Genomic DNA, 20,445 nt, shown 5'->3' with positions numbered 1-20,445 from the left:
CGACCTTTTAACGGCATTCCAATTCCGCCAAATTGTCATACTTCGCAATTCGAGCAAGTACCTGCTTTACCTGTGCTACCCGCTGGCCCAACGTTCCGCGAATCGTCCAATACGGAATCTTTCGAGTCGCCAGATCGGCTTTGATTTGGGCCTGCATCACCGTACGATTTGCGTCGCCAGATCGATCCCACGTATCGTCATAGGGAATGTCGGTATCGCAGAGAAAAGTCAGGTCATAACGCGAACTGCAGGCGTTGGCCGCTTCGATTAACTTGGGCGCCGCCGCGCCGTGGTAGTAGTGCGAAAAGATGAAGGTCGTCAGTGCGTTAGTATCGGTGAAGAGATAGCGATTTGCGTCTAGCAGCAATTTTTCTTCACGCTCGCGATGCCCTACGGCAATTTCGACCAATTGATCAAGCGTTAACCGCCGCTCGCATTGATGAGCGTCCCAATATTCGCGGCCATACTCGGACATCCAGACCGTATTCATCTCGCGAGCCATCGCTGCGGCCAACGTTGTTTTGCCGGTGGATGGAGCGCCGAGAAAAACCACGTTGGCGATCAGATCTCGATAGACGAGGGGTTCCAAGAATTGACGATTCGCGAAAGCATCTTGTCGGATCTTCGTCGCCGAGATCGGTGTCGTAGTTCGATCAGGATCGACTTGGCGATTGATCGCGCCCAATGCTTGGCTGACATGATCCCCATAAAACTCGCTGGAGTAAAAATGGGTGATCCCCTTGTCGCCCAGCATCTTCAGAATATAGCGATCATGCATTTGCATGATCGCTGGGGCATGCCCAACTTCAAGCGGCCCATCCCACGCTTCGATCACTTCGACTTGGGGATAAAGCTGGCGAATCCAACCAGCTCGCACCGGCAGCGGAATGTTGGTCGTCTCGGGACAATCGTAAATCATCACCACAACGCGATCACATTCGGCCAGCGCCAGCTCGATCACTTGCTGATGACCGCGATGCAGTGGCGCGTACTTGCCGAGGGTCATACCGACAGTAGGTCTAGTCATGCCGCTTCCCCTGCTCCGCTTATCGGCGATCCAACTTCGGTGGTCATTCCCTTTCGCCACTGGAAGAAGCCAAACGTCGCGAGCCCCAAAAACAGAGCATAGAGACCCGACGTAATAATCAGATCACGCTGAAAGAAAAGTCCGACGGCGATGATGTCTACCACGATCCAAACCACCCATGACTCCAGCTTCTTGCGGGCCATCAGCCACTGCGCGACCAAACTGGCGACCGCGATAAACGCATCGACATAAGGCGCCGCGGCGTCAGTCCAGTTCGCCATCCCCCAACCCCAGACGGCTGTGCCGACAAGGATCGCGCTGCACCAGAGTGTGGCTTGCATCCTCGACAGACGCGTGACGGGAAGTTCCGCCCGGTCACGCCCACCATACATCCAAAAGTACCAGCCGTAAAACTGCAGCCCCACATAAATGAAATGCAGGATCACGTCCGAATAGAGCCGGGCCTGAAAGAAGACGAAGATATAAAGGACGACCTGCACCAAACCGACCGGCCAGCACCAAATGTTCTGGCGAATGGTCAAGCCGACGCAGACTACGCCGGCGATCGCGGCGATCAGTTCGAAGGGGTTCATGTTTTGCTAAACAGCCACCTATACAACATCTCTGAAAACATTTGCTTTCTTTCAATCTTGCGACGCAAATATGGGGTCCACATCGCAATCGACGCCCTGCTCCAATAACTGGCGACAATCCGACTTGGTGATGGTTGTATCTCGAAAGTCGACATGTCGCAAACGCGGCGCCCGAAGTGCATACTTGATTGACTCCTTCGTGACGTTCGTCTCTTCGGCATTGATATCCTCAACTCTAGGAAACGCCGCTAATGCGGCGAATCCATGGTCGTCTATTTTAGCCCCCCAGGCACTAACTTCCCGCAACTGAGGAAGTGATTGGCAACCGACAAACGCTGCTCCGGTGATCGGAGTGTACCTGCACGATATTTCCTCAATCGCCCATTTTCGCCGCGATGCCAAGAGACGAGCAAGCGCGTCATCACTTGTCGGCGATTGGTCCAAAAACAGGACTTTTAAGGAAGTGAGTTCGGCGATACCAGCTTCCAGCACATCTTCCGTCCAGTTTTCCGCCGCTTCGTCCGAAACATAGAATTCGCTGACTCCTTGCAACGGAAAGCAAGCAAGTCTGCGTCCCCCCATGCGTGACAGCCAGCGGGGACCAATGTAGTCGTAGCTGACCCTGTGTCCGGCCTGTTCTAGCTTGGCGCCAATCGCCAAATCACGTTGCGATTGAATCAGACTCTGGCCAAGACTAGCGGCCATGACGCAAAAGACCGTCACGACGGCGAACAAGCAACGCAGCGAAATTGATATGTCGCGTCGTTCCAAGTTCGTGACTTGCATACCGCGGAAGAAGATAACAGCCGCGCCGATGATCGCTCCAAAGACTGCGAGATCCGCAATCAGCGGAAGCCAATTGAAGGTGGGATCACCTTGCCAGATCGCAACCGGAGAAGGAGCTTCAAGATCAACGTAACGTTCCGAAAAAACGAAGGGCCAACCATGCTCCCAGATCTCGACCGCTATTTCATCGCTGGGAACATTGTAACCCCCAAACTTCATCCACGTCTCGACTCTTTCCCCTGCAAAGCAAACCCAGGCTGCGAAGAGGGTTGGCGCCAGGAAAAGCGATAAGCGGAGTAGGAAATACGACCAGCGCCGCATTCCCCCTGGTGGACTCTGCGAACTTGCTATAGCGTCTCCAGACATTCGATCCACGCCTACTCCTTGGACGCGACCTGATGCATATAGACATCACTCTGCGGATACGGAATCGAGAACCCACGTTCATCGAAGCCCAGTTTGATTTGTTCGGTCAGATCGCACGAGACCGCCCAGAAGTCTTCCTTTTTGACCCAGCCGCGGACGATAAAGTTCACACTGCTGGAAGCGAGTTCCGTCACGCGAACTTCCGGCGCCGGGTCTTTCAGGATTCGCTCTTCGGTTTCTAGCAGCGCGATCAAAAACTTCTTTACTTCGCGCAGATCATCGTCATAGCCGCAGCCGACGGTCAGATCGATGCGGCGTGTTGCGTGGCGAGAGTAATTGGTGATGTTGCCGCTGGTGATGTTGCCGTTGGGAACGATAATCAGCTTGTTGTCCGGAGTCTTCATGTGCGTGTGGAAAATTTGGACCTGGTCGACGATGCCAGATATCCCGGCGGCCTCGATAAAATCTCCGGCCGAAAAGGGTCGGAAGAAAATTATCATCACGCCTGCTGCAAAGTTCGACAACGAGTTTTGCAGCGCCAAACCAACCGCCAGCCCGGCCGCCGCCAGCACCGCCGCGACGCTGGTCGTATCAATCCCCAAGCGATCGAGCACCGCAACGATCACCAACGTCAGAAAAAAGCCATACGCGATATTCGAGAGAAACAGGGCAAGCGTTTGATCGACGCCACCTCGGTTCATTAGTCTCTTTAAGAAACCGCTCGCCCACAAAGCGACCAAGCGTCCAACAAATAAAATCAGCAGCGCCGTGACAATTCGCAAGACCCACTCTGGCCCCTGATCTTGCAAAAAGACAACTGCCGAGTTCCCCCAATTTTGCACATCGGTCAGCGTTTGCGACGCCTTTTCGCTGACGTCGATCGCAGCGGCATTGTCGCCGGCAGGGTTTTCGCCGGGATTTTGTACTTGGGCCAGCAGTAGGTTGAACAACATGACAGGCTGTCCTTCTATCGATTGGGGGTAGATAAGTGAATTTGCTTGCGGTTTATTCTTTGGCGTTGACCCGCACCTGAATCTCATCCCCTGCGACGCGAACATCGAAACAATCGACCTTCACCTTCGGATTGTCGAGCCAGGCGCCGTCGCACAGCTGAAAACCCCACGCATGCCAGGGGCACATCACCACGCCATCCTCGACATAGCCACCGGCCAGCGAAGCCCCCATGTGCGGGCAAAAATCGTCGATCGCTTGATAAGTGCCGTCGGCCATGTGAAAAACGGCCGCCATCCGTCCGCTGACGTTGAAAGCCTGGCCTTGGCCGGGGGGAATGTCACCAACTTTAGCGACCGTTACAAAATCTGCCATCAAAATGCCCAAATGAAAAAGGGTTCGCCGCGGCGCCCAACGGGGCTAGAATAGTACGTAAGCTGTCAGTCGCGACCATTTTACGCGTGCGCCGCGCTCGTTGACAGTCCTTTCCCTCTCTCTTCGAATCACACGATGCCGCCTGTAAGCAATCGAAACATCTCGCTGTTGGTGTGCGCCGTCTGGCTAACGCTATGCTGGATTGCCCCAGCAGCCGAGCCCAGTGCGTCCAAGTCTACGCTGGCTGAGTCGCTGTACTACACCGGCAAATACGCCGAGGCGATCGCCGAACTCGACCAAGTTGACCAGCCAGACGCAACCACCGCATGGCTCAAAGCCAAATCACAAATCGCGATCGGCCAATCGGCCGCCGCGACACAAACCCTGACCGACGCGCTTGCGCAACAGCCAACCCCCAAATTGTACGCGCAGTTGGCCAGTCTTCAGTTTGACCAGGGACAATGGGACGCCGCGACCGCAAGCTGTAAGAAGGCGCTCGTGCTGGACGAGCGGCAACCCGTCGCAAGGTGGATTACCGCGCAGCTACATCGCGAACGGGGCGAACTAGACGAAGCTGGCGCCGCCTACGAGTGGTTTGTCGACGACTTCAATCAGAACGATGTCTCTGACGATCCTGACCAGTTGTACTACGCCGGGCTGGGCGCGGCTGAGTTTGCGCGCTGGACGCAAAACAGTGAGCAGTTCAGCTATTTAGTCAACACGCTGTTTCCTACCGTTCTTAAGCGTGCACCCCAGTATTGGCCTGCACGGCTTGCAGTAGCTGAGCTGTTTGCCGAGAAGTTTAACATGGGCTCGGCTCGCGCTGAATGGACCAAGGCGCTCGAAATCAATCCCAGCTCGGCCGAGCTCTTTACGCTGAAGTCTCAAATGGACCTAAGCGGCTATAACATCGACTTGGCTGTCGCCGCCGCCGATCAAGCTTTGGCGATCCGCAGCGATTATGTCCCTGCCATGGAAGCCAAGGCCAAAGCCTTCCTGGCTGACTTTCGTCCGCTGGAAGCGATCGAGACGCTGACCAAGGCCCGCGAGATCAACGACCAGCGTCAGACGACCGCAGGCCTGTTGGCGGCCGCTTATCTAGCGGCGGATGGGGCTTCGCTCGAAACCAAGGAAGGAAAACCCACCCGCTACGGAGAGCTGATCCTTACGCAGTCAATTTCCAATCCTCACTGCGGCGAATTCTTCTCAGCGCTTGGCGAAGGCTGTGATCTGCTCCGCAAGTATCCCCATGCCGCTGGCTTCTATCGCGCGGCGACCGAGCGAATGCCGCAACTGGTTCGCCCCCATGCCGAGTTGGGCATGGTGCTGATGCGGATGGGCGAAGAGCCCGAAGCGCGGGCGGTGCTGGAAGCTGCGTTCAAGGCCGATCCGTTTCATGTCCGCGTGAAAAACACCCTAGAAGTGCTGGACGTGCTGGCCGGCTACGAAACGCTGGAGACCGAACACTTTGTGATTCGGTATGATCCTAAAACGGACAAGCTGCTGGCCGAGTACGCCGCGCTGCATCTCGAAGAAAACGTCTACGGGCCGATCTGCGAAGCGCTCGGTTATGAGCCGGCTGACAAAACGCTGATCGAGTTTTTTAGCAAAGCCAAAAATACCAGTGGCCACGGGTGGTTTAGCGCGCGCATGGTTGGCTTACCTTACATCGGTACGGTCGGCGCCTGTGCAGGCAAAATGCTCGCGCTGGCATCACCATCGTCGATGCCGCAAAAGTACAACTGGGGCAACGTGCTGCGGCACGAGTTTGTGCATGTGGTCAATCTACAGCAGACCGATTTTAATATTCCACATTGGTTTACCGAAGCGATGGCTGTCACCTACGAGACCGAGGTCCAGCCGCCCGACTGGAAACGTCTGCTGGCCAAGCGAATTGCGGCCAACGATCTGTTTGATTTAAACACAATCAACTACGGATTCATTCGACCACGGGACGGCGACGACTGGACCATGGCCTACTGTCAGGCCTATCACTACGCCGTCTATTTGAAACAATGCTTTGGCGATGACGCACTCCAGAAGATGCTGGATGGTTACGCCCAATCATTGACAACCGATCAGATCTTGAAGCAAACCTTTGATACGCCGCAAGCCGATTTTGAACGCGGCTATCGCGACTATCTAGTGACGGTCGTGCGAGATGTCGAAATCAACGCCAGCGACACCGACAAGAGCTTTGCTCAACTGCTGCGTGACGCCAAAGATCTGCCGGAGGATGCGGACGTGCAAGCGAACGCCGCCTATGCCTATTTGAAACGGCAGTCCAACACCAGCGCTCGCAAGTATGCGGACCAAGCGATCGAACTTGATCCGCTGCAACCGCTGGGGCTGTACGTGTTAGCGCGGCTCTATCTTTCGATCGGTGATGCGAAGCAGGCATTCGAATTGTTAGAGCAAGCGACCGGCGATCGCTTTGATCGACGCCCGGTGGCGCTGTTGGCCGGCTTGCGGTTGAAACAAAAGGATTACCTCTCGGCGATTGAGCTGTACGAGCGCGGCGCCAAGGCGGAACCAACCAGTGAAGAATGGACCGAAGCTTTGGTCCGCGTGCATCTGTTGCAAAAAGATGATGAAGCATTGCTCAAGTTGCTGCCGATCCTGGCCGCGCAAAAGCATCATGACGTGCCGATTCGCAAAAAGCTGGCAGCGCTGTTGGCGGCTCGCGAAGACTGGCAAGGCGCCGCCCGCTGGTCGCAAGAGGCGTTTCAAATCGACGTTGCCGACGCTCAAGCCCACGAGATCAACGGGCGGGCCCAACAAGAGCTGGGGAACCCGCTTTTGGCGGCTCGTGAACTGGCGGTCGCTTTTCGCTTATCACCCGATCGAGTAGATTGGGGCATCGCCGCGGCCGAGGCATTGATCGCTGTCAGTGATGAAGCGGCCGCTCGCGAAATACTGGAAGCTGTGTTGAAACATTCTCCGTCCTCCGCGGCGGCCCAACAGTTGTTAGAGCAAATCAAACCGTGAACCAAGAATCTTCGCCGCCGGTGGATGTGAGCCTGGGTCAATTTCAGAAATTGATCCGCGACATGTACTTTGAAAAGGACCAGACCCGCGGGGTTGAAGGAACCTTCATGTGGCTAATGGAAGAGGTAGGCGAGCTCTCGTCAGCTCTACGCGGCGGCACGCATGAAGAGCGTGTGGGCGAGTTCGCTGACGTCTTGGCATGGCTCACTACCATCGCCAATGTCGCCGGAGTGGATCTGGCCGACGCCGTCAATCAAAAATATGGAAGCGGTTGCCCTGGTTGCGGACAATTTCTGTGCGTCTGCGATGACGCCGAAAAGCCGTAAAAACCGGCCCAATCGGCGTTAACTTCCCACGAAGTAGGCCGCCAGAGGCGCCGCGTCAACTCGCGGTGCAGCACTCTGCCGACTATGCTAAATAGCTTCAGGTCATCCCCACCGGAACAACGGTGGCTCCCCCCTTTTGTGAGACTCGTTCGACTTTGATGTTGCTTCTCTGTCGCACTTTCCTAATCACGATCTTGCTGGTCGCCACGTCGGCATCCACATTGTGGGCTGGCGCGTGGACGCAGCAGCGCCATGACATCGCCAAAATTGAAGCGACCCTTGGTTTCGCCGGCCGATTCAAAGTAGGCGTCTGGTCACCAATTCGCATCACGCTGACAGCCGGATCCGAGCCGCTGCAAGCTAAAATTCATATCGCGGCGTTTGATTCGGACGGAGTCCCCGTCGAGCATCGCTGGCCGCACGACGAAGTCGCCCAGATCGCCGCCGGCGCGACCCAGACCTTTGTCTTGCCGGTAAAGATCGGCCGCACCAATAGCCGCATCGAAGTCATCTTAGAAAGTGACGCCGAGGGAATTGCGAGTCGCTCAGTTTGGCAATCTTCAGTAGGAGATTTGGGGCAACCGGTACTCGCGAGCCAACAGCTTTGGCTACAAACCGGCGAATTGGCCGGCGTGGAAGAGATCCTGCACCAACAGCGCGTCCTGCCGAACGAATCGTCGCAACTCGCGAAGATCGCTCCCAGCCAATTGCCCGACGATTGGCGCATGCTAGAAGGGGTTGACCGGCTGCTGATTGCCAGCGGCGACGCCGAAGATTGGAACAGCCTCTCGGCCGAAACGCTTGCAGCGCTCGATTGGTGGACCAAGCTGGGAGGGCATCTCTTGCTGGCCGTTGGCGCCGACAGCGAACAACTGCTTGCACAAGGGGCTCCGTTAGCCCGATTTCTGCCTGGCCGATATGTTGGCTGGGAAGAAGAACGCCAAACGGTTGATATCGAGAAGTATGCCGGCAAAGTCACGCGCTTGGATCGCCCTGACGTGCCGACCTTAAAAATTGCGACCTTGCAGGATGCCCGCGGGATTGCGATTGTGCAGCGCACCGGCGCAAGTCTCACCCCGCTGATCTCAGTCGCTCCGCACGGCTTTGGCCTCGTCGAATTTGTCGCGTTTGATCTCAACGCCCCCCCGGTCGCCGACTGGGAAGGACGCAAGCCGCTGCTCACCAAATTGCTGGTTGGCGAATCGCAACAACAAGACTCTGGCATCGTCTCCCTAGCCGGTCAAAGCGCCGCTCACGTTGGCTACGAAGATCTCTCGGGACAGTTGCGCGTCGCCCTGGATCAGTTCGAGGGCGTTCACCTGATTTCGTTCCTGTTGATCGGCGTGATCGTCGTTGGTTATCTGCTGCTGATCGGCCCCGGCGATTACTTTTTGCTCAAACGCTACTTGCCGCGGATGGAATGGACGTGGGTCACTTTTCCTCTGCTGGTCTTGCTGGCCTGCGGCGCCTCATGGGGCATCGCATACTGGGCCAAAGGAACGGAACTGCGGATGAATCAAGTCGACGTGGTCGATTGCGATTTGGCCAGTCGCGTGGTCCGCGCTACGACTTGGGCGCATCTCTACAGCCCGCAAACGCAGCGGCTAGACATTCAACTAAACAACCTGGCGCCGTCGCAAGCCAGCGATTGGAATCAAGTCCTCGCCTGGCAAGGCTTACCCGGCAAGTCGCTGGGAGGGATGGACTCGCGTCAATCTTTGGCCACCGTGCAAAACCCGTACTATCTGGCCGACGCTGATAACTCGGTTTCGCTCGAAAATCTGCCGATTCAGATTTGGTCGTCTCGCAGCCTGTTTGGTCGTAGCTGGGCGCCCCTCGATGGCGATGCTCCCAAGCCGCTGACCGAGATCAGCAATCAACTGCTGGACGGGGTGATTCGCAATCCCACTGACATTGATCTGGAAGACTGCTATGTCTTTTACGGCCGCTGGGCCTGGCACTTCCCCAAATTTCCCGCAGGCGGCGTCTTATCCCTTTCGGGCAGAGCGGGCAAAAACTCGGACAAAGTGCTCCGCAAAACGCGTGTCTCCGACGCACGTGACGTCTCCGAAGTTTGGGACCGAGAAAGCACCGACATCGATCGCATCATGGAAGTAATGCTGTTTCACGAATCGGCAGGCGGTCGCGGCTACACCAATTTGATTCAACGCTATCAGGGGTTTGTCGACCTCTCGAAGCACTCGCAAACGCAACGCGCCGTACTGGTTGGCAAATCAGCAGAGCCGGTCACGCAGTTGCAAATCACCGCAGCCGGAACCGACCAGCCGCTGCAGCCGAAAACGGAACATTGGACTTACGTTCGCTTGATCTATCCGGTTGAGCCGGAATAACGCACCTGTAGGCGCCGCAATGATCGAAACCCACGACCTGACGAAAAAATATGGCGACTTCTTCGCGATCAAAGGGATCGAGCTTGACCTAAAGCAAGGGGACGTCTTCGGTTTCATCGGCCCCAATGGCGCCGGCAAAACGACCACGATGCGCATCATCGCGACGCTGCTCAATCCAACCTGGGGCGAAGCGTACGTCTGCGGACATTCGATCTACACCAATCCCAAAGAAATCCGCCGTCTGGTTGGCTACATGCCTGACTTTTTTGGCGTGTATGACGACATGAAGGTGATCGAGTATCTAGAGTTCTTCGCCGCCGCCTATCGCATTCGCGGCGCCCAGCGGCGCCAGGTTTGCGACGAGATGCTTAACCTGGTCGATCTCGACTTCAAACGAGACGCTTTCGCCAACACGCTCTCGCGTGGTCAAACGCAACGTCTTGGCCTGGCCCGCGTGCTGCTGCATGACCCGCAAGTGCTGCTGCTGGACGAACCGGCGAGCGGGCTCGATCCCCGCGCCCGTATCGAAATGCGAAACCTGCTGAAGCGGCTGCGTGACATGGGCAAAACGATCATTGTGTCGAGCCACATTCTGCCGGAACTGGCCGATGTGTGTAACAAAATCGGGATCATCGATCGCGGCGTGATGTCGGTCAACGCATCCGTCGAAGAAGTGATGAAGCAAGTCCGCCAAAAAACGGTGCTGCATATCGGCGTCGCCGGCGATCAAGAAGCGGCCGCCAAGATCTTAGAAGGCTCTGAAATGGTCGAGAGCATCGAACCGCGACCGACCTACTTGATGGTGACACTTAAAGAGGGAACCAACGACTACAGCGATCTACCAACCTGGCTCATCCAAGCCGGCCACCGCCTAACTCTCTTCCGCGAAGAAGAAATCAATCTAGAATCGGCGTTTATGGCGCTGACCAAAGGAATGGGAAAGAAGACGTAAGCCGCGGCTCTTATTCATCGGGTTGGTAGTTCGTCCGAATCTTGCGCCGGTTCGCCGCTTTCTTCTGTTCCTGCAATTTCAGTTTCGCCTCGCGATAAAGTTCGGTCTTGCGTTTGGCGAGCAGCCGGGCAAAGTCATAGTCGGACAGCCCGATCCGTTTGCCGGTGGCGGCGATCACCTTTTGTTCGCGCCGGTCAAAGTGGCCATCAACCAGCGCCATGTCGATCATGGTAGTCAACCACTCTACGCCTGAGGCGCGGTTGTTGGGGATGGGAGCCTCCAACGATCCACTGACGGCGTCGGTCAACATTCCCTGTACGCGCTTCAGCGGTATTTTGTGTTTGGCGGCTACTTCCTTGAGCAGCTTTTGCTCCTTCGCGTCGAGCTTGCCATCGGCCGCCGCAACTTGCACCACCCAGGCGATCAAGTCCGTGTCGTCAATCACCGCAAAATCGCGTAAGCTGCGGCCATTGATCTGAGCGCGGTCCAAATCGCGGCCAGAAACGTGTCGCACTACTTGGCTAACCACCACTGTCGACTGTTGATCAAACAGCGGTCGATCGATATCCAGCCCTTCCTGCGAACTGTTGGGAATGGTGGCGATCACCGTTTCGATCCCTTCGTTCGCTTTTTTGCGTAATTCGCCGGCTTCATTGGCGCTATACGGCAACCAATCAACCAATACCCAGTCGCTGGCTCCGTCGTTCAGCACCATGTGACAAAACTCACAAGCATGCGACGCTGCGTCGGACTCTGGCGCTCCGCAGCCGGGACATTGCAAAGAGGAGACGCTCTGCTCAATTTTGGTCTGCACTCCATGTTTGCGTCCCAGCACCATCAAGGTCCGCAGCGTGCTTGGCTCGCGTGACGTCTCGACGCTACTTCCACTTTGCTTGTTGCGCCGACCGGACCAACGCACATCGACCAACGCGCGGTCCAGTTGCTTGTCAGTGATCACGCCGATGATGTTGACCGCGCCAACTCCACAATCGGTATAGAACGTTCGCTCTCGTGCTTCAAGAACCGTGCGGTGCGTGTCGCAATAGATGTCGTGCGCCACTTTATAAAGCGGGCGCAGGTCGCCGTGCCGATCTGCGGTAACTTTACGCGTAAAAATCACGCTGGCGCGATCTTCCAAGTGATGCGTATTAAACCCAGGGTCATGCGAAACCCAATAGCGTGTGGCGCTGTTCAGCCCCAGTGCGGCGTTCGGTTTCCAGGCATTGCTTTGCGTGATTTCGCTAAGGACCCAATCATGCTCACCGCTGCGCAGCAAACTTTCGCATGATCCGCAACGATCCCACTGATTGATCTGGATCGAGGCCCCGCAGTTGGGGCAATGTCCTTCGATCAGGCCTGCTTGTTGGGGTTTGGTCTTGGCTCCGCGGCGGCGCAAGAAAGTCCAAACTTCGGAGAACGCCTCATTACTTTTCGAGCCGGGAATCAGCTTGCCGGTGGTGCGATCGACTCGATAGTCTTTGCCCTGCGCGCTGATCCGCAGCGAGATCACCTCAAACGCGTTCTGATCATTGCGGCTCGAGATAATCTCAATCGGCTCCATCCGCAGGATGCGCACATCCTCGATCACATTGCGATAGCCCAGCTCGTGTTGCTCAGAAATTTGCAGCGAGAATCGCTCGTACACGCCATCCGAAACAAACGCATGAATCGGCGCCAAGTCTTGCTCGGCCCAAGCTTTTTGAATTTTTCCAAACGCGTTTTCGGCGCGTTGTTTGAACTGTTGCATGTCAAACGACGGATCGCTTTCCTGCATCGCCTCCAAACAGGAATCGATAAAATCATGATCCAGTTTGTGAAACGAGCGATGAATGAATCGCCGCTGCTGACGCTCGTGGTTCTGCACAGCCAGCCAAAAGAAGATCAGCACCCCAATCACAATGGTCGGTACGCCGACGACCGGGTGTCGGAACAGAAAGTGAATCAACGGACCAATATTATTGTGGCCACCGCCGGAACCAGAAGAAAAGTGTCCGCCGCCTGAGTAACCTCCGCCAGAATAAGACCCTCCGCCGCCTGAGTAGGAGCCGCCGTTTCCGGCTCGTCCCCACACGTCCGCTGACGGGACCAAAACCAGCCCGACAAGCAACAGGAGGATGGCGATAGCACGGGCAAAGCGCACAAGCAGGCCTTCGGGTTGAAGAGGAGAAAATGCGAAACAGCGCTAGATATTCGTCGGTCGAGACAGAATCTTAGCGGTGACCAAGCATTTTAACGCGCAAACTGCCGCGAGACACGTAGTTTTGTGCTGCTTTCTCGGCGCCGATTTACTCCCGCTCTTCGTAGCAGGTTTTCCAGACTTCGGCGCCTTTTTCATGCTCTGCGACGCCGTGAAAGAACGATTTCATCGCGATGTCTGGATCACAGTCATCACAGTTCTCCCAAGCGAGTAACATCGGCCGATGGACCTTGAACGCGCCAGTTTCGAGCGGCACATAAGGGACAGCGACGATCAACTTCGATTCTGGCCAGAGATAGGCGCGATGCTCTAGGATGATCGCATCGTGCGTCACCTCGTTGATTGTCACCCTGCCGTCAAAAACAAAGACGCCGTCGTCGGCCTCCATTTCGTTCGCTTCAAGCCGCTCGACTCCGGCCTGCACGGCGACTTCCAGGTCGTCATGCTCAAGACGTTCCATCTGCCGTTCACCGTCAGGCGTCGCGTAGGCGAGAATCGGAATCAGTAGATCTCCGTCCGAGACGCACCAAACGGCATGCGCGGCGAAAAAGCCTCCCAGCTCTGCTGCGGCGATCATAGGTGGTCTCCAAATCAGGGAGCGAGTCAGGCTACTTAAACTTCTCCCATGCTATTCCGACATGGTCGAACCGACAACCGCGACACCTACTCCCAAGTATTCAGCCTGCAAGAATTTATTGAGCCGCCAGCAGGGTCTAAGAAGTTTAGTTTACAGACACTTCGCTCGACGCTGGGAGGATCAAGCTGATTTTCAAGATTTTTAACGATTGCTGCCGTTGTTTTATCAAAGTAGTCGATCGAAGCAAGTCTCCCTTCACAAGCCCTGCTCCCAACCCCGCCTATAGAGACGGGGTTGGGGAAGAGTCGGCGCTAATCGCAGTTGGCCAGTCGCGTAGCAATCAAGTGTTGAATAAGGCCTTTGCGATCGATGGATGAAAGATCCTTTGGATAAGCGTTTAGTAATTATACGAGGCTTGAAAATACCCGCCTTGCAGGATCAAATCGCCGTTGACTTCGATTTCTTCGACGTCTTCGATACCGCGAAGATCGTGATACAACTGATTGGAAGCCAGCGCGATGCCGCTGACGCCCATCGCACGATAACCAAGGCCGAGTTGCCAATTTGGCGTCGGACGAAACATCACACCGAGATTCAACTCGCCCGCCAAAGCCACGCTAGTCCGACCACCCGAAACGTTGAACACTTCACCGTTATTGGGACCATTGTTGACATAGGCGTCGCCTGCCGAACCGCCGATCCGCGAATGATGAGACACATCATTCGCAAAGATGCCGCCCAACATTTTGGTTGTTAAAGACCAGCGGGGCAAAATTTGATATTCAGTGCTGCCCCCTAATTGAAAACCGTAGAGGCGATTATCAACTTGGATGTTGTAGTGAATTTCGTCCGCAGCACCGGTAAACACAGCATCAACCGTATCCGCTCCAAAATCAAGCGTCTCACCAAATCGGAACACGCGAAAACCAGCGATCGTCTGCACTTGTAAATTGCTGCAGTTGGCGAGCGTGAGGTGATTGTTCCAGTTGATTTCGTAGTTCTGAAACTGAAATTCGCGCTGAATTCGATGAACGACCGCGTCGTCCACAAAGTTATTTGCGGTCGCACCGTCGTAGTTCAAGCTGTTCCAGTTGTAGATCCCATTCAGGTCCCCCGACACATCGGCGCCAAGCAGTTGATAATTCTGCGAATTGGGAATCAATGCCCAAAACACGAACTCCACCGAAGATTGGCCGCAGCAGAAATAACGACCCAGTCGAGCTTCTACACCACCAGCGAAATTAAAATCGGCGTCTCGATTGGTCACCAATTGAACCGACTCGTCCCCCGTGGCGTAGCTGAACGGGAGAAAGTTATCTTGATCCCGGTTCATCACCAGCCCGCCCGCAGATCCAAACCATCCCGACCGCGCTTCGCAAGGTGCGCAGTAGGAAGATAAGCTGTCGTCGAAACAATCGGCGCCAGGCGCCGCTCCATCGTACGATGGGGACAAGCCCATCGAGGAGTCGTAATGCGGGGCAGCGGAAGTCGGACCGGGCGCAACCTCTTCGGAAGGCCGATCAGGCGAATAAGACGCCCACGAAGTATGCGCCGTGGGAGCAAAATAGCCAGGACGATTGGCGGGATTGGAGCCGGACTGTTGATACGCTGTTGGCGTAAATGTCTGCGCCAAAGTCCAATCGCCAGAAGTGAACACGGCGGCGGCCGCCAAGGCGGCCGCCCAATGGAACGGGTGACAAGCTCTCATTTCTATGTGACCTCCCTGCGAATGATTGTGCATCAGATCCGGCTGCGGCCTAGAGCTTGCCGCTACGAGGAATCGCCTCGTCGATACGAATAGTTTTCGGAAGAAAACAGCCGTCAGCTATCGCCAATTAGAAGCAGTGATAGCAACTTTCGCCGCCATGGATTGGATTCTTCCGCTCAACCGTTCTTGACAACAGACGCAGGGTGGCCGCGCCCTCAATGTCGGAATTGAAACGCTGCCAATCGACGAACGCGATTGCGTATGCTCGCACAGATGCGTCCGCTGACGCGGGGCGAATCTCGTCGCATGTCAACTTGCCCGATTATCGGGAGCGAATGGACTTTAGAGTCACTAACAGCTCCGTAAAGATTGCGGCGTGTTAGGGTCGTACCAACAACGCTGGCGGATTCCGAAACCAAGCAGCGCTGCGTCGCAACCGCCGTGTGGAGTAGAGAGCGAAGACTTTTTCGCAAAGTGCGTTGAAGCGGAAAATCGCATTTCCGTCGTCAACGCTACGGATGTACAAAGCTTGCTGCGGTGATCGGCTGATTCAACTGCACGTCGCGCAAATCAATCGTGAGCGTCTCTTGCTCCAGAAGCTGGGGCCAAGTAGCAAGCGCCGCGCCCTCAGCGATCGTTTGTAATTGAAGTCGCCGCAGCACCGCATCTTCGCTTCCCAAGGCAATCATCAGGGCAGCAGGAACGCCTGGTGGCAGTTCGCCCCAAGCGGCAAATGAGCCGCTGTCAATTTCGGCGGCACGCTGCGGCAAGAGCCGCGTGAGCGTATCTCGTTTTAAAATCCCCTTCATCACAAAGACCGGATCGTCTCCCAATTTGCCTGCGCCAACCAACAACAGGTCATAGTCCTGTTGCAACTGCGCCAACAGACCCGGCAGCCCTAACTCGGCCAAATGCAACTGCGGACTAGAGTGAGGCGAAACTATTTTTTGCTCGCTGGTCATTGCATCGCGCGGCGTGATACAACGCGTCCACAGCATTCGCCCGTTGCTGATTTGCAGCAGACTCGACTTCTCGACGCCGCGCAGATTGAGTTCTAGCCGGCGGAGCAGCGCTCCTTTTTCAAGATAGTATCCTGACCCGCTAGCGATCGGTGATTTGGTCGAGTACTCCAGCCGTGAAACGATCGAAGAGTAGGTCAGCATGCGTCTCAATGCGTCGTCGATCAATTGATCCGCATTCTGGCTGGCCGTTAGCGAACTTTCTCCGCTAGCAACTTCGGCGGCATTCGCCTGAGCTTCAGGCGTAAGCCAAGCAATCGCCGAGTCCCCCATCGTGCAAAATGCGGTCAAAACCGCTAGCACCACAGCGACAGCAAACAATGTCAAATTGCGCCGATTATTGCTCATATCAAGGTTTTGTCGGTTTTCCCAAAGATTCGCGTCGTTCTAGGCCGAACATTAAAGCCACAGAGTCTTTCTTGCGCGGTTTGGCCGTGCGGGAAGTCGGGGATGGTCGGCTCGTTAAGTGGAGCAGCGATCTTACGCTCTGTAGCAAGACTAGGTCCACGTCAATCGGCGATTACTGCCGACGACGTTTGACAAATCAACTGAGTGAAACAAACCGAACGATAGCGAATCGCTTCAACTCTTGTACTGACCCATGTCGGTTCCGAATCGGCGGCCAGAGTTGAGTGAGGGGGAAAACCATGAGACAGACTTTCTGGAAGTGGGCCATGCTGTCGCTGACGGCTGCGACGGTTGGCTGTCAAGCCATGCACACGCCGCATAATTTGCCGCCGGCGCAACAACTTCGTCACCCAGGACCCGGCGTTGATGGCCCAGGTCCCGGCGTGTTGACTCCGCCGCCGATCCAACCCGCTTCGGCCATGATGCCGATCGACCCAAATATGGGTTACGGGATGCCGGCCCCGGCGTCGACCAGCCAGATCCTGTTCGTTAAACCGGACGGCATGCAGGTTCAATGGGACGTAGGCGGCATCGGCTACTACGACTCGACTCCGCGCGTCGTGCCGTTTCCGGTCAACTTCCCCCAAGGCGGCATCTACCGCTTGAAGCTGACCAACATCCCAGGCGATCCCGGCGCCGAGCTGTACCCGACGATCGAAGTCGGACCGGCCACGCCGCGTACTGACGCCTTCCTAGCTCACAACGCGATTCCGATTCAGTTCACGGAAGAGGACTTCGCACAGGTTCGCAGCGGCAACTTCGTCACGAAGGTGATCTATCTGCCGGATCCAAACTATCAAGAGCTGGCCTTGGCCGACGTCGAAACGCTGGTCTCGACGCGCCTCGATCCAGGCGTCGACCCAATCATGGAAGCCGATCGTCGCGGCACCATCATGGCGATCACTCGCTTGGGTAACAAAGACTTGGAAATGCCAGAAGATGGCGCCCAAGGAGGATTCGATCCCAACGTGATGGCTGGCGGCATGCCGATGATGGGTCCTGGCGGTCCAGTAGGCTACCCCGGCTTGCCCGGCGGTCACCCGCACTCGGTTCCTTATATCGCCGGCGTCACGACGCCTGAGTATGGGATGCCGTATGTCGGCACTCCGATCGGCTTGCCTGGTCCGGCTCACATCCCGTTGGGTGGCCCGGCTGGATTGCAGAAGCACGTGATGACCAATCACACGCACATGCACATCCCTGGTCCGACCGACAAAATCAACATCCACGTCAAGCAGAAGCCGGGTCTCAGCTATCCGACTCCGCCGAACAAGGCTTGGATTGTTGAAGAAAACATCCACCATGCTCCGGCTTTCGGCCAACCACACGCCGATCGACGCGAGTACATGCCGGCCCAAGGCAACGGCGCCTACTGCCCTCCGCAGTAAGCTGACCGCTTGGGCCTGAAGGCAAACCTGAAACCATCGGCACGGTCGGCAGCTGCAAAGCGCGACCGTGCCTTTTCCCATGACGGGGAACCGAGCGGACAAGGATGTTCGTTCCTTTTTGGCGCAGCAAGCAGCGAGACGGATCTTGCATGAATAGCTCTACCCGCCACTTGATGGCTTTGACTTTGGGCATGCTCTCCGCGGCATTCGCCAGCGGCACCACCGCCTACAGTCAGGAAACCCCCAGTCCTCACAAGATGTATCACGAGGGACTGCCGCCGGGCGCCATCGGCCAGATGCAACTGCTGCAACAACGTCCGGTCGTCGGCTGGTTTCAGCCGGTCGAAATCGTTCCGCCCGCCGGCGCCAAAGTCTCGTTCACCAACCACGGACAGTTCGGCCCTGATCTGCCTACTCCGGCAATCGCCGGTTGCTTGATTGGTCAGGTCTATCGGATGCGCTTAAGCGAAATTCCGCTCAATCCCGGTGTCGAGCTCTACCCGACTATCGAAGTGATTGATCGTCTCTACCCGCCGCAAGGCTTGGAATTGAAGTACGCGATTCCGGTTCACATCACGCAGGAAGAAATTCGCTACGCGATCGAAGGGAAGTTCATCACGCGGATCATTTATCTGGAACCGCCCATCGATGCGATTCCAGAACAGCAAGAGCGAGACTTCCAGCCATTCTTCGAGGTTCCGCCGGGCGGAGATCCGATTCAAATCGCCGACGAGCTAGGACGTCCCGTCGCGATCTTGCGGATGGGATCACGCCAACCAACGGCAGAAGAACCACAGGGCGAATTTGATTATCGCTCGCCGCCGATCATGGTTTACGACACCGCCGCAATCCAGCAAATGCCCCCGCAACGGGTCGAGCAGGAAGCGCTTCGCCAAAGAGCGTACCCGCGAGTTCCTCCGACCGCCTATTTGCCCCCGAATGTCGCCGAGCGTCCGATTTACGCTCCCGGTAATGTACAAACTCGCTAACACCTTCGCCGAATTGCCGTCATGAAACTTCGGAACTTGCGACAACTCGCTATGCTGATCGCGGCGTTTGGCCTGCTAACGCTACCGGCGTGTCAAATCAGCAAAGTCAAAACGATGTATGGGCCGACGAAGCCGATGTCTGGCGTGACCTTCAACCAACAGCAACAGCCAGCAGCGCCGCCGGCAATGCCGGACGCTGCTCCGCAAGCTGCTGATCTGCAATATGTGGCAGCACCGCCCCAGGCAGCGACGCCGGTTGAAAATCAATATCCGATCCAACTGACATCCGGCGAAGAACCGGCGAACGTGCCTCCGCCAGAGCAATACTATCAAGCGGTCGCGCCGATCGCCCAACCGCAAATGGGCATGCCGTGCCCGAGTGGACCGTGTGGACCTGGCTACGGTGGCCCCAACTACGCGGGCAATTGCGGCCCCGGCGGCTATGGTTGCTATCCAGTCACGTCGTACGACACGACTCCCCCTTGCTGGCCAGAGGACGAATACATTTACGACGGCGGCGATCGCAATCAACAAACGATGATCGGCGCCGACTTCAGCATGCGTGGTCTCGACATCGAAGACACCGTCGCCCATTACGACACGCTCGATGGTCGACGCATCGTGACTCCTAGCAATCGCGTCTGCGTTTATGCTCCCCGCTTTGCGGCGGTCCGCAAGATCTACGGCCTGTCCGCAGGGCTGAAGAACGAAGGCCTGGTCGCCAATCGGGCGGACCTAGAGTTGCAAGGCCAAAACAACAACGGCATTCCGACCCACGTCAATCAACCACTACAGCCAGAACGAAATCTCAGCGCCAGAACTGCGACGATCTTTCGCGATCGCAACATGGGCGTGGGACTCGAAAATCGTCAGATCTTGATTCAGTTTGTTAAAGAGTTTCAGGCTTACGAAGACTTCAGCATCATGAGGGTCGGCATCTACGACGCTTCGCAGAAGGCGCGTCTGGCGACCAGCATTCAAAATGCGATCGCGTGGACCGAAAACCAGGCGGTGCAGGTTACCATCGAAGGCCAAATGGCGCACGAAGGCACTTACGAACTGAACCCGCAGGAAGCGGTGATGTTCGACCTGCATGGCAAACCTTGTTTGCGAATCGTCAAAGCCGCATCGAACGACGACGCCCAGCCTGGCGACATCGTCGACTTCACGCTGCGATTCGACAACCTAGGAGATCAGCGGATCGGCAACGTAACGATTATCGATAACCTGTCGCCGCGTCTGGAACTGGTCGACGGCTCTGCCCAGTGCAGCATCGACGCCGATTTCATAACACAGCCCAACGAAAAAGGCTCGCAGATTCTCCGCTGGGAGATCAAAGATTCGCTCGAAGTCGGCCAAGGAGGCGTCTGCCGCTTCAAGTGCCGCGTTCGCTAATTAGTTAACGCCTACACGCCAAGCGCCATGCCGACACAGCCTGGCGCCT

The 20,445-nt window shown here is 56.3% G+C and carries 16 protein-coding genes; 7 read left to right on the top strand and 9 right to left on the bottom strand.

Features of this window, described 5'->3' with window-relative positions; genetic code table 11:
* Positions 1 to 7: 7 nt before the first annotated feature.
* The 5 genes from SH421x_RS06600 to SH421x_RS06580 form a co-directional block, all read right to left on the bottom strand.
* Positions 8 to 1,027, bottom strand: a complete 1,020-nt coding sequence (locus tag SH421x_RS06600) for an AAA family ATPase (RefSeq protein WP_488854620.1) — start codon at positions 1,025 to 1,027, stop codon at positions 8 to 10.
* A complete protein-coding gene (gene pnuC, locus SH421x_RS06595; RefSeq protein ID WP_488854619.1) occupies positions 1,024 to 1,620 on the bottom strand; it encodes a nicotinamide riboside transporter PnuC in 597 nt (198 codons plus the stop codon). The genes SH421x_RS06600 and pnuC overlap by 4 nt, the downstream gene beginning before the upstream one ends.
* 51 nt (positions 1,621 to 1,671) lie before the next feature.
* The gene (locus tag SH421x_RS06590; protein WP_488854618.1) at positions 1,672 to 2,625 is read right to left on the bottom strand and encodes a hypothetical protein; all 954 of its coding nucleotides are present in this window, start codon (positions 2,623 to 2,625) and stop codon (positions 1,672 to 1,674) included.
* Between the two features lie 158 nt (positions 2,626 to 2,783).
* Complete coding sequence (locus SH421x_RS06585; protein WP_488854617.1) at positions 2,784 to 3,725, bottom strand: mechanosensitive ion channel family protein; 942 nt, start codon at positions 3,723 to 3,725, stop codon at positions 2,784 to 2,786.
* Between the two features lie 52 nt (positions 3,726 to 3,777).
* Positions 3,778 to 4,098: a Rieske (2Fe-2S) protein gene (locus SH421x_RS06580; protein WP_488854616.1), complete on the bottom strand. Its 321-nt coding sequence runs from the start codon at positions 4,096 to 4,098 to the stop codon at positions 3,778 to 3,780.
* 135 nt (positions 4,099 to 4,233) lie between these two features.
* Between SH421x_RS06580 and SH421x_RS06575 the strand changes: the two genes are divergently transcribed.
* From SH421x_RS06575 to SH421x_RS06560, 4 genes are all read left to right on the top strand, one after another.
* A complete protein-coding gene (locus SH421x_RS06575) occupies positions 4,234 to 7,086 on the top strand; it encodes a tetratricopeptide repeat protein (RefSeq protein ID WP_488854615.1) in 2,853 nt (950 codons plus the stop codon).
* Positions 7,083 to 7,412 carry a MazG nucleotide pyrophosphohydrolase domain-containing protein gene (locus tag SH421x_RS06570; protein WP_488854614.1) on the top strand — a complete coding sequence of 110 codons (330 nt, stop codon included), beginning with the start codon at positions 7,083 to 7,085 and terminating at the stop codon, positions 7,410 to 7,412. Before SH421x_RS06575 ends, SH421x_RS06570 begins: the two co-directional genes overlap by 4 nt.
* A 158-nt stretch (positions 7,413 to 7,570) precedes the next feature.
* Positions 7,571 to 9,763 (top strand): DUF8726 domain-containing protein, encoded by a 2,193-nt coding sequence (locus tag SH421x_RS06565; protein WP_488854613.1) that lies wholly within the window; start codon positions 7,571 to 7,573, stop codon positions 9,761 to 9,763.
* Positions 9,764 to 9,782: 19 nt separating this feature from the next.
* Complete coding sequence (locus SH421x_RS06560; protein WP_488854612.1) at positions 9,783 to 10,715, top strand: ABC transporter ATP-binding protein; 933 nt, start codon at positions 9,783 to 9,785, stop codon at positions 10,713 to 10,715.
* A gap of 10 nt (positions 10,716 to 10,725) precedes the next feature.
* Here SH421x_RS06560 and SH421x_RS06555 read toward each other — a convergent pair whose 3' ends face one another.
* The 4 genes from SH421x_RS06555 to SH421x_RS06540 all read right to left on the bottom strand — a co-directional run bounded on the left by SH421x_RS06555 (position 10,726) and on the right by SH421x_RS06540 (position 16,564).
* Complete coding sequence (locus SH421x_RS06555) at positions 10,726 to 12,855, bottom strand: TIM44-like domain-containing protein (protein WP_488854611.1); 2,130 nt, start codon at positions 12,853 to 12,855, stop codon at positions 10,726 to 10,728.
* Between the two features lie 145 nt (positions 12,856 to 13,000).
* Positions 13,001 to 13,489 (bottom strand): hypothetical protein, encoded by a 489-nt coding sequence (locus SH421x_RS06550; RefSeq protein ID WP_488854610.1) that lies wholly within the window; start codon positions 13,487 to 13,489, stop codon positions 13,001 to 13,003.
* Between the two features lie 397 nt (positions 13,490 to 13,886).
* On the bottom strand, positions 13,887 to 15,197 hold the full coding sequence (locus SH421x_RS06545; protein WP_488854609.1) for a BBP7 family outer membrane beta-barrel protein: 1,311 nt from the start codon (positions 15,195 to 15,197) through the stop codon (positions 13,887 to 13,889).
* A 512-nt stretch (positions 15,198 to 15,709) separates the two neighbouring features.
* Positions 15,710 to 16,564 carry a hypothetical protein gene (locus tag SH421x_RS06540; protein ID WP_488854607.1) on the bottom strand — a complete coding sequence of 285 codons (855 nt, stop codon included), beginning with the start codon at positions 16,562 to 16,564 and terminating at the stop codon, positions 15,710 to 15,712.
* A 299-nt stretch (positions 16,565 to 16,863) separates the two neighbouring features.
* On the opposite strand from SH421x_RS06540, the gene SH421x_RS06535 reads away from it, so the two are divergent.
* The 3 genes from SH421x_RS06535 (at position 16,864) to SH421x_RS06525 (ending at position 20,396) form a co-directional block, all read left to right on the top strand.
* Positions 16,864 to 18,012: a hypothetical protein gene (locus SH421x_RS06535; protein ID WP_488854606.1), complete on the top strand. Its 1,149-nt coding sequence runs from the start codon at positions 16,864 to 16,866 to the stop codon at positions 18,010 to 18,012.
* Between the two features lie 149 nt (positions 18,013 to 18,161).
* A complete protein-coding gene (locus SH421x_RS06530; RefSeq protein ID WP_488854605.1) occupies positions 18,162 to 19,001 on the top strand; it encodes a hypothetical protein in 840 nt (279 codons plus the stop codon).
* A 21-nt stretch (positions 19,002 to 19,022) separates the two neighbouring features.
* Complete coding sequence (locus SH421x_RS06525; protein WP_488854604.1) at positions 19,023 to 20,396, top strand: hypothetical protein; 1,374 nt, start codon at positions 19,023 to 19,025, stop codon at positions 20,394 to 20,396.
* Positions 20,397 to 20,445 lie beyond the last annotated feature (49 nt).

Source organism: Blastopirellula sp. SH421 (genome assembly GCF_057808535.1).
This window is presented reverse-complemented; position numbering and strand designations above follow the sequence as displayed.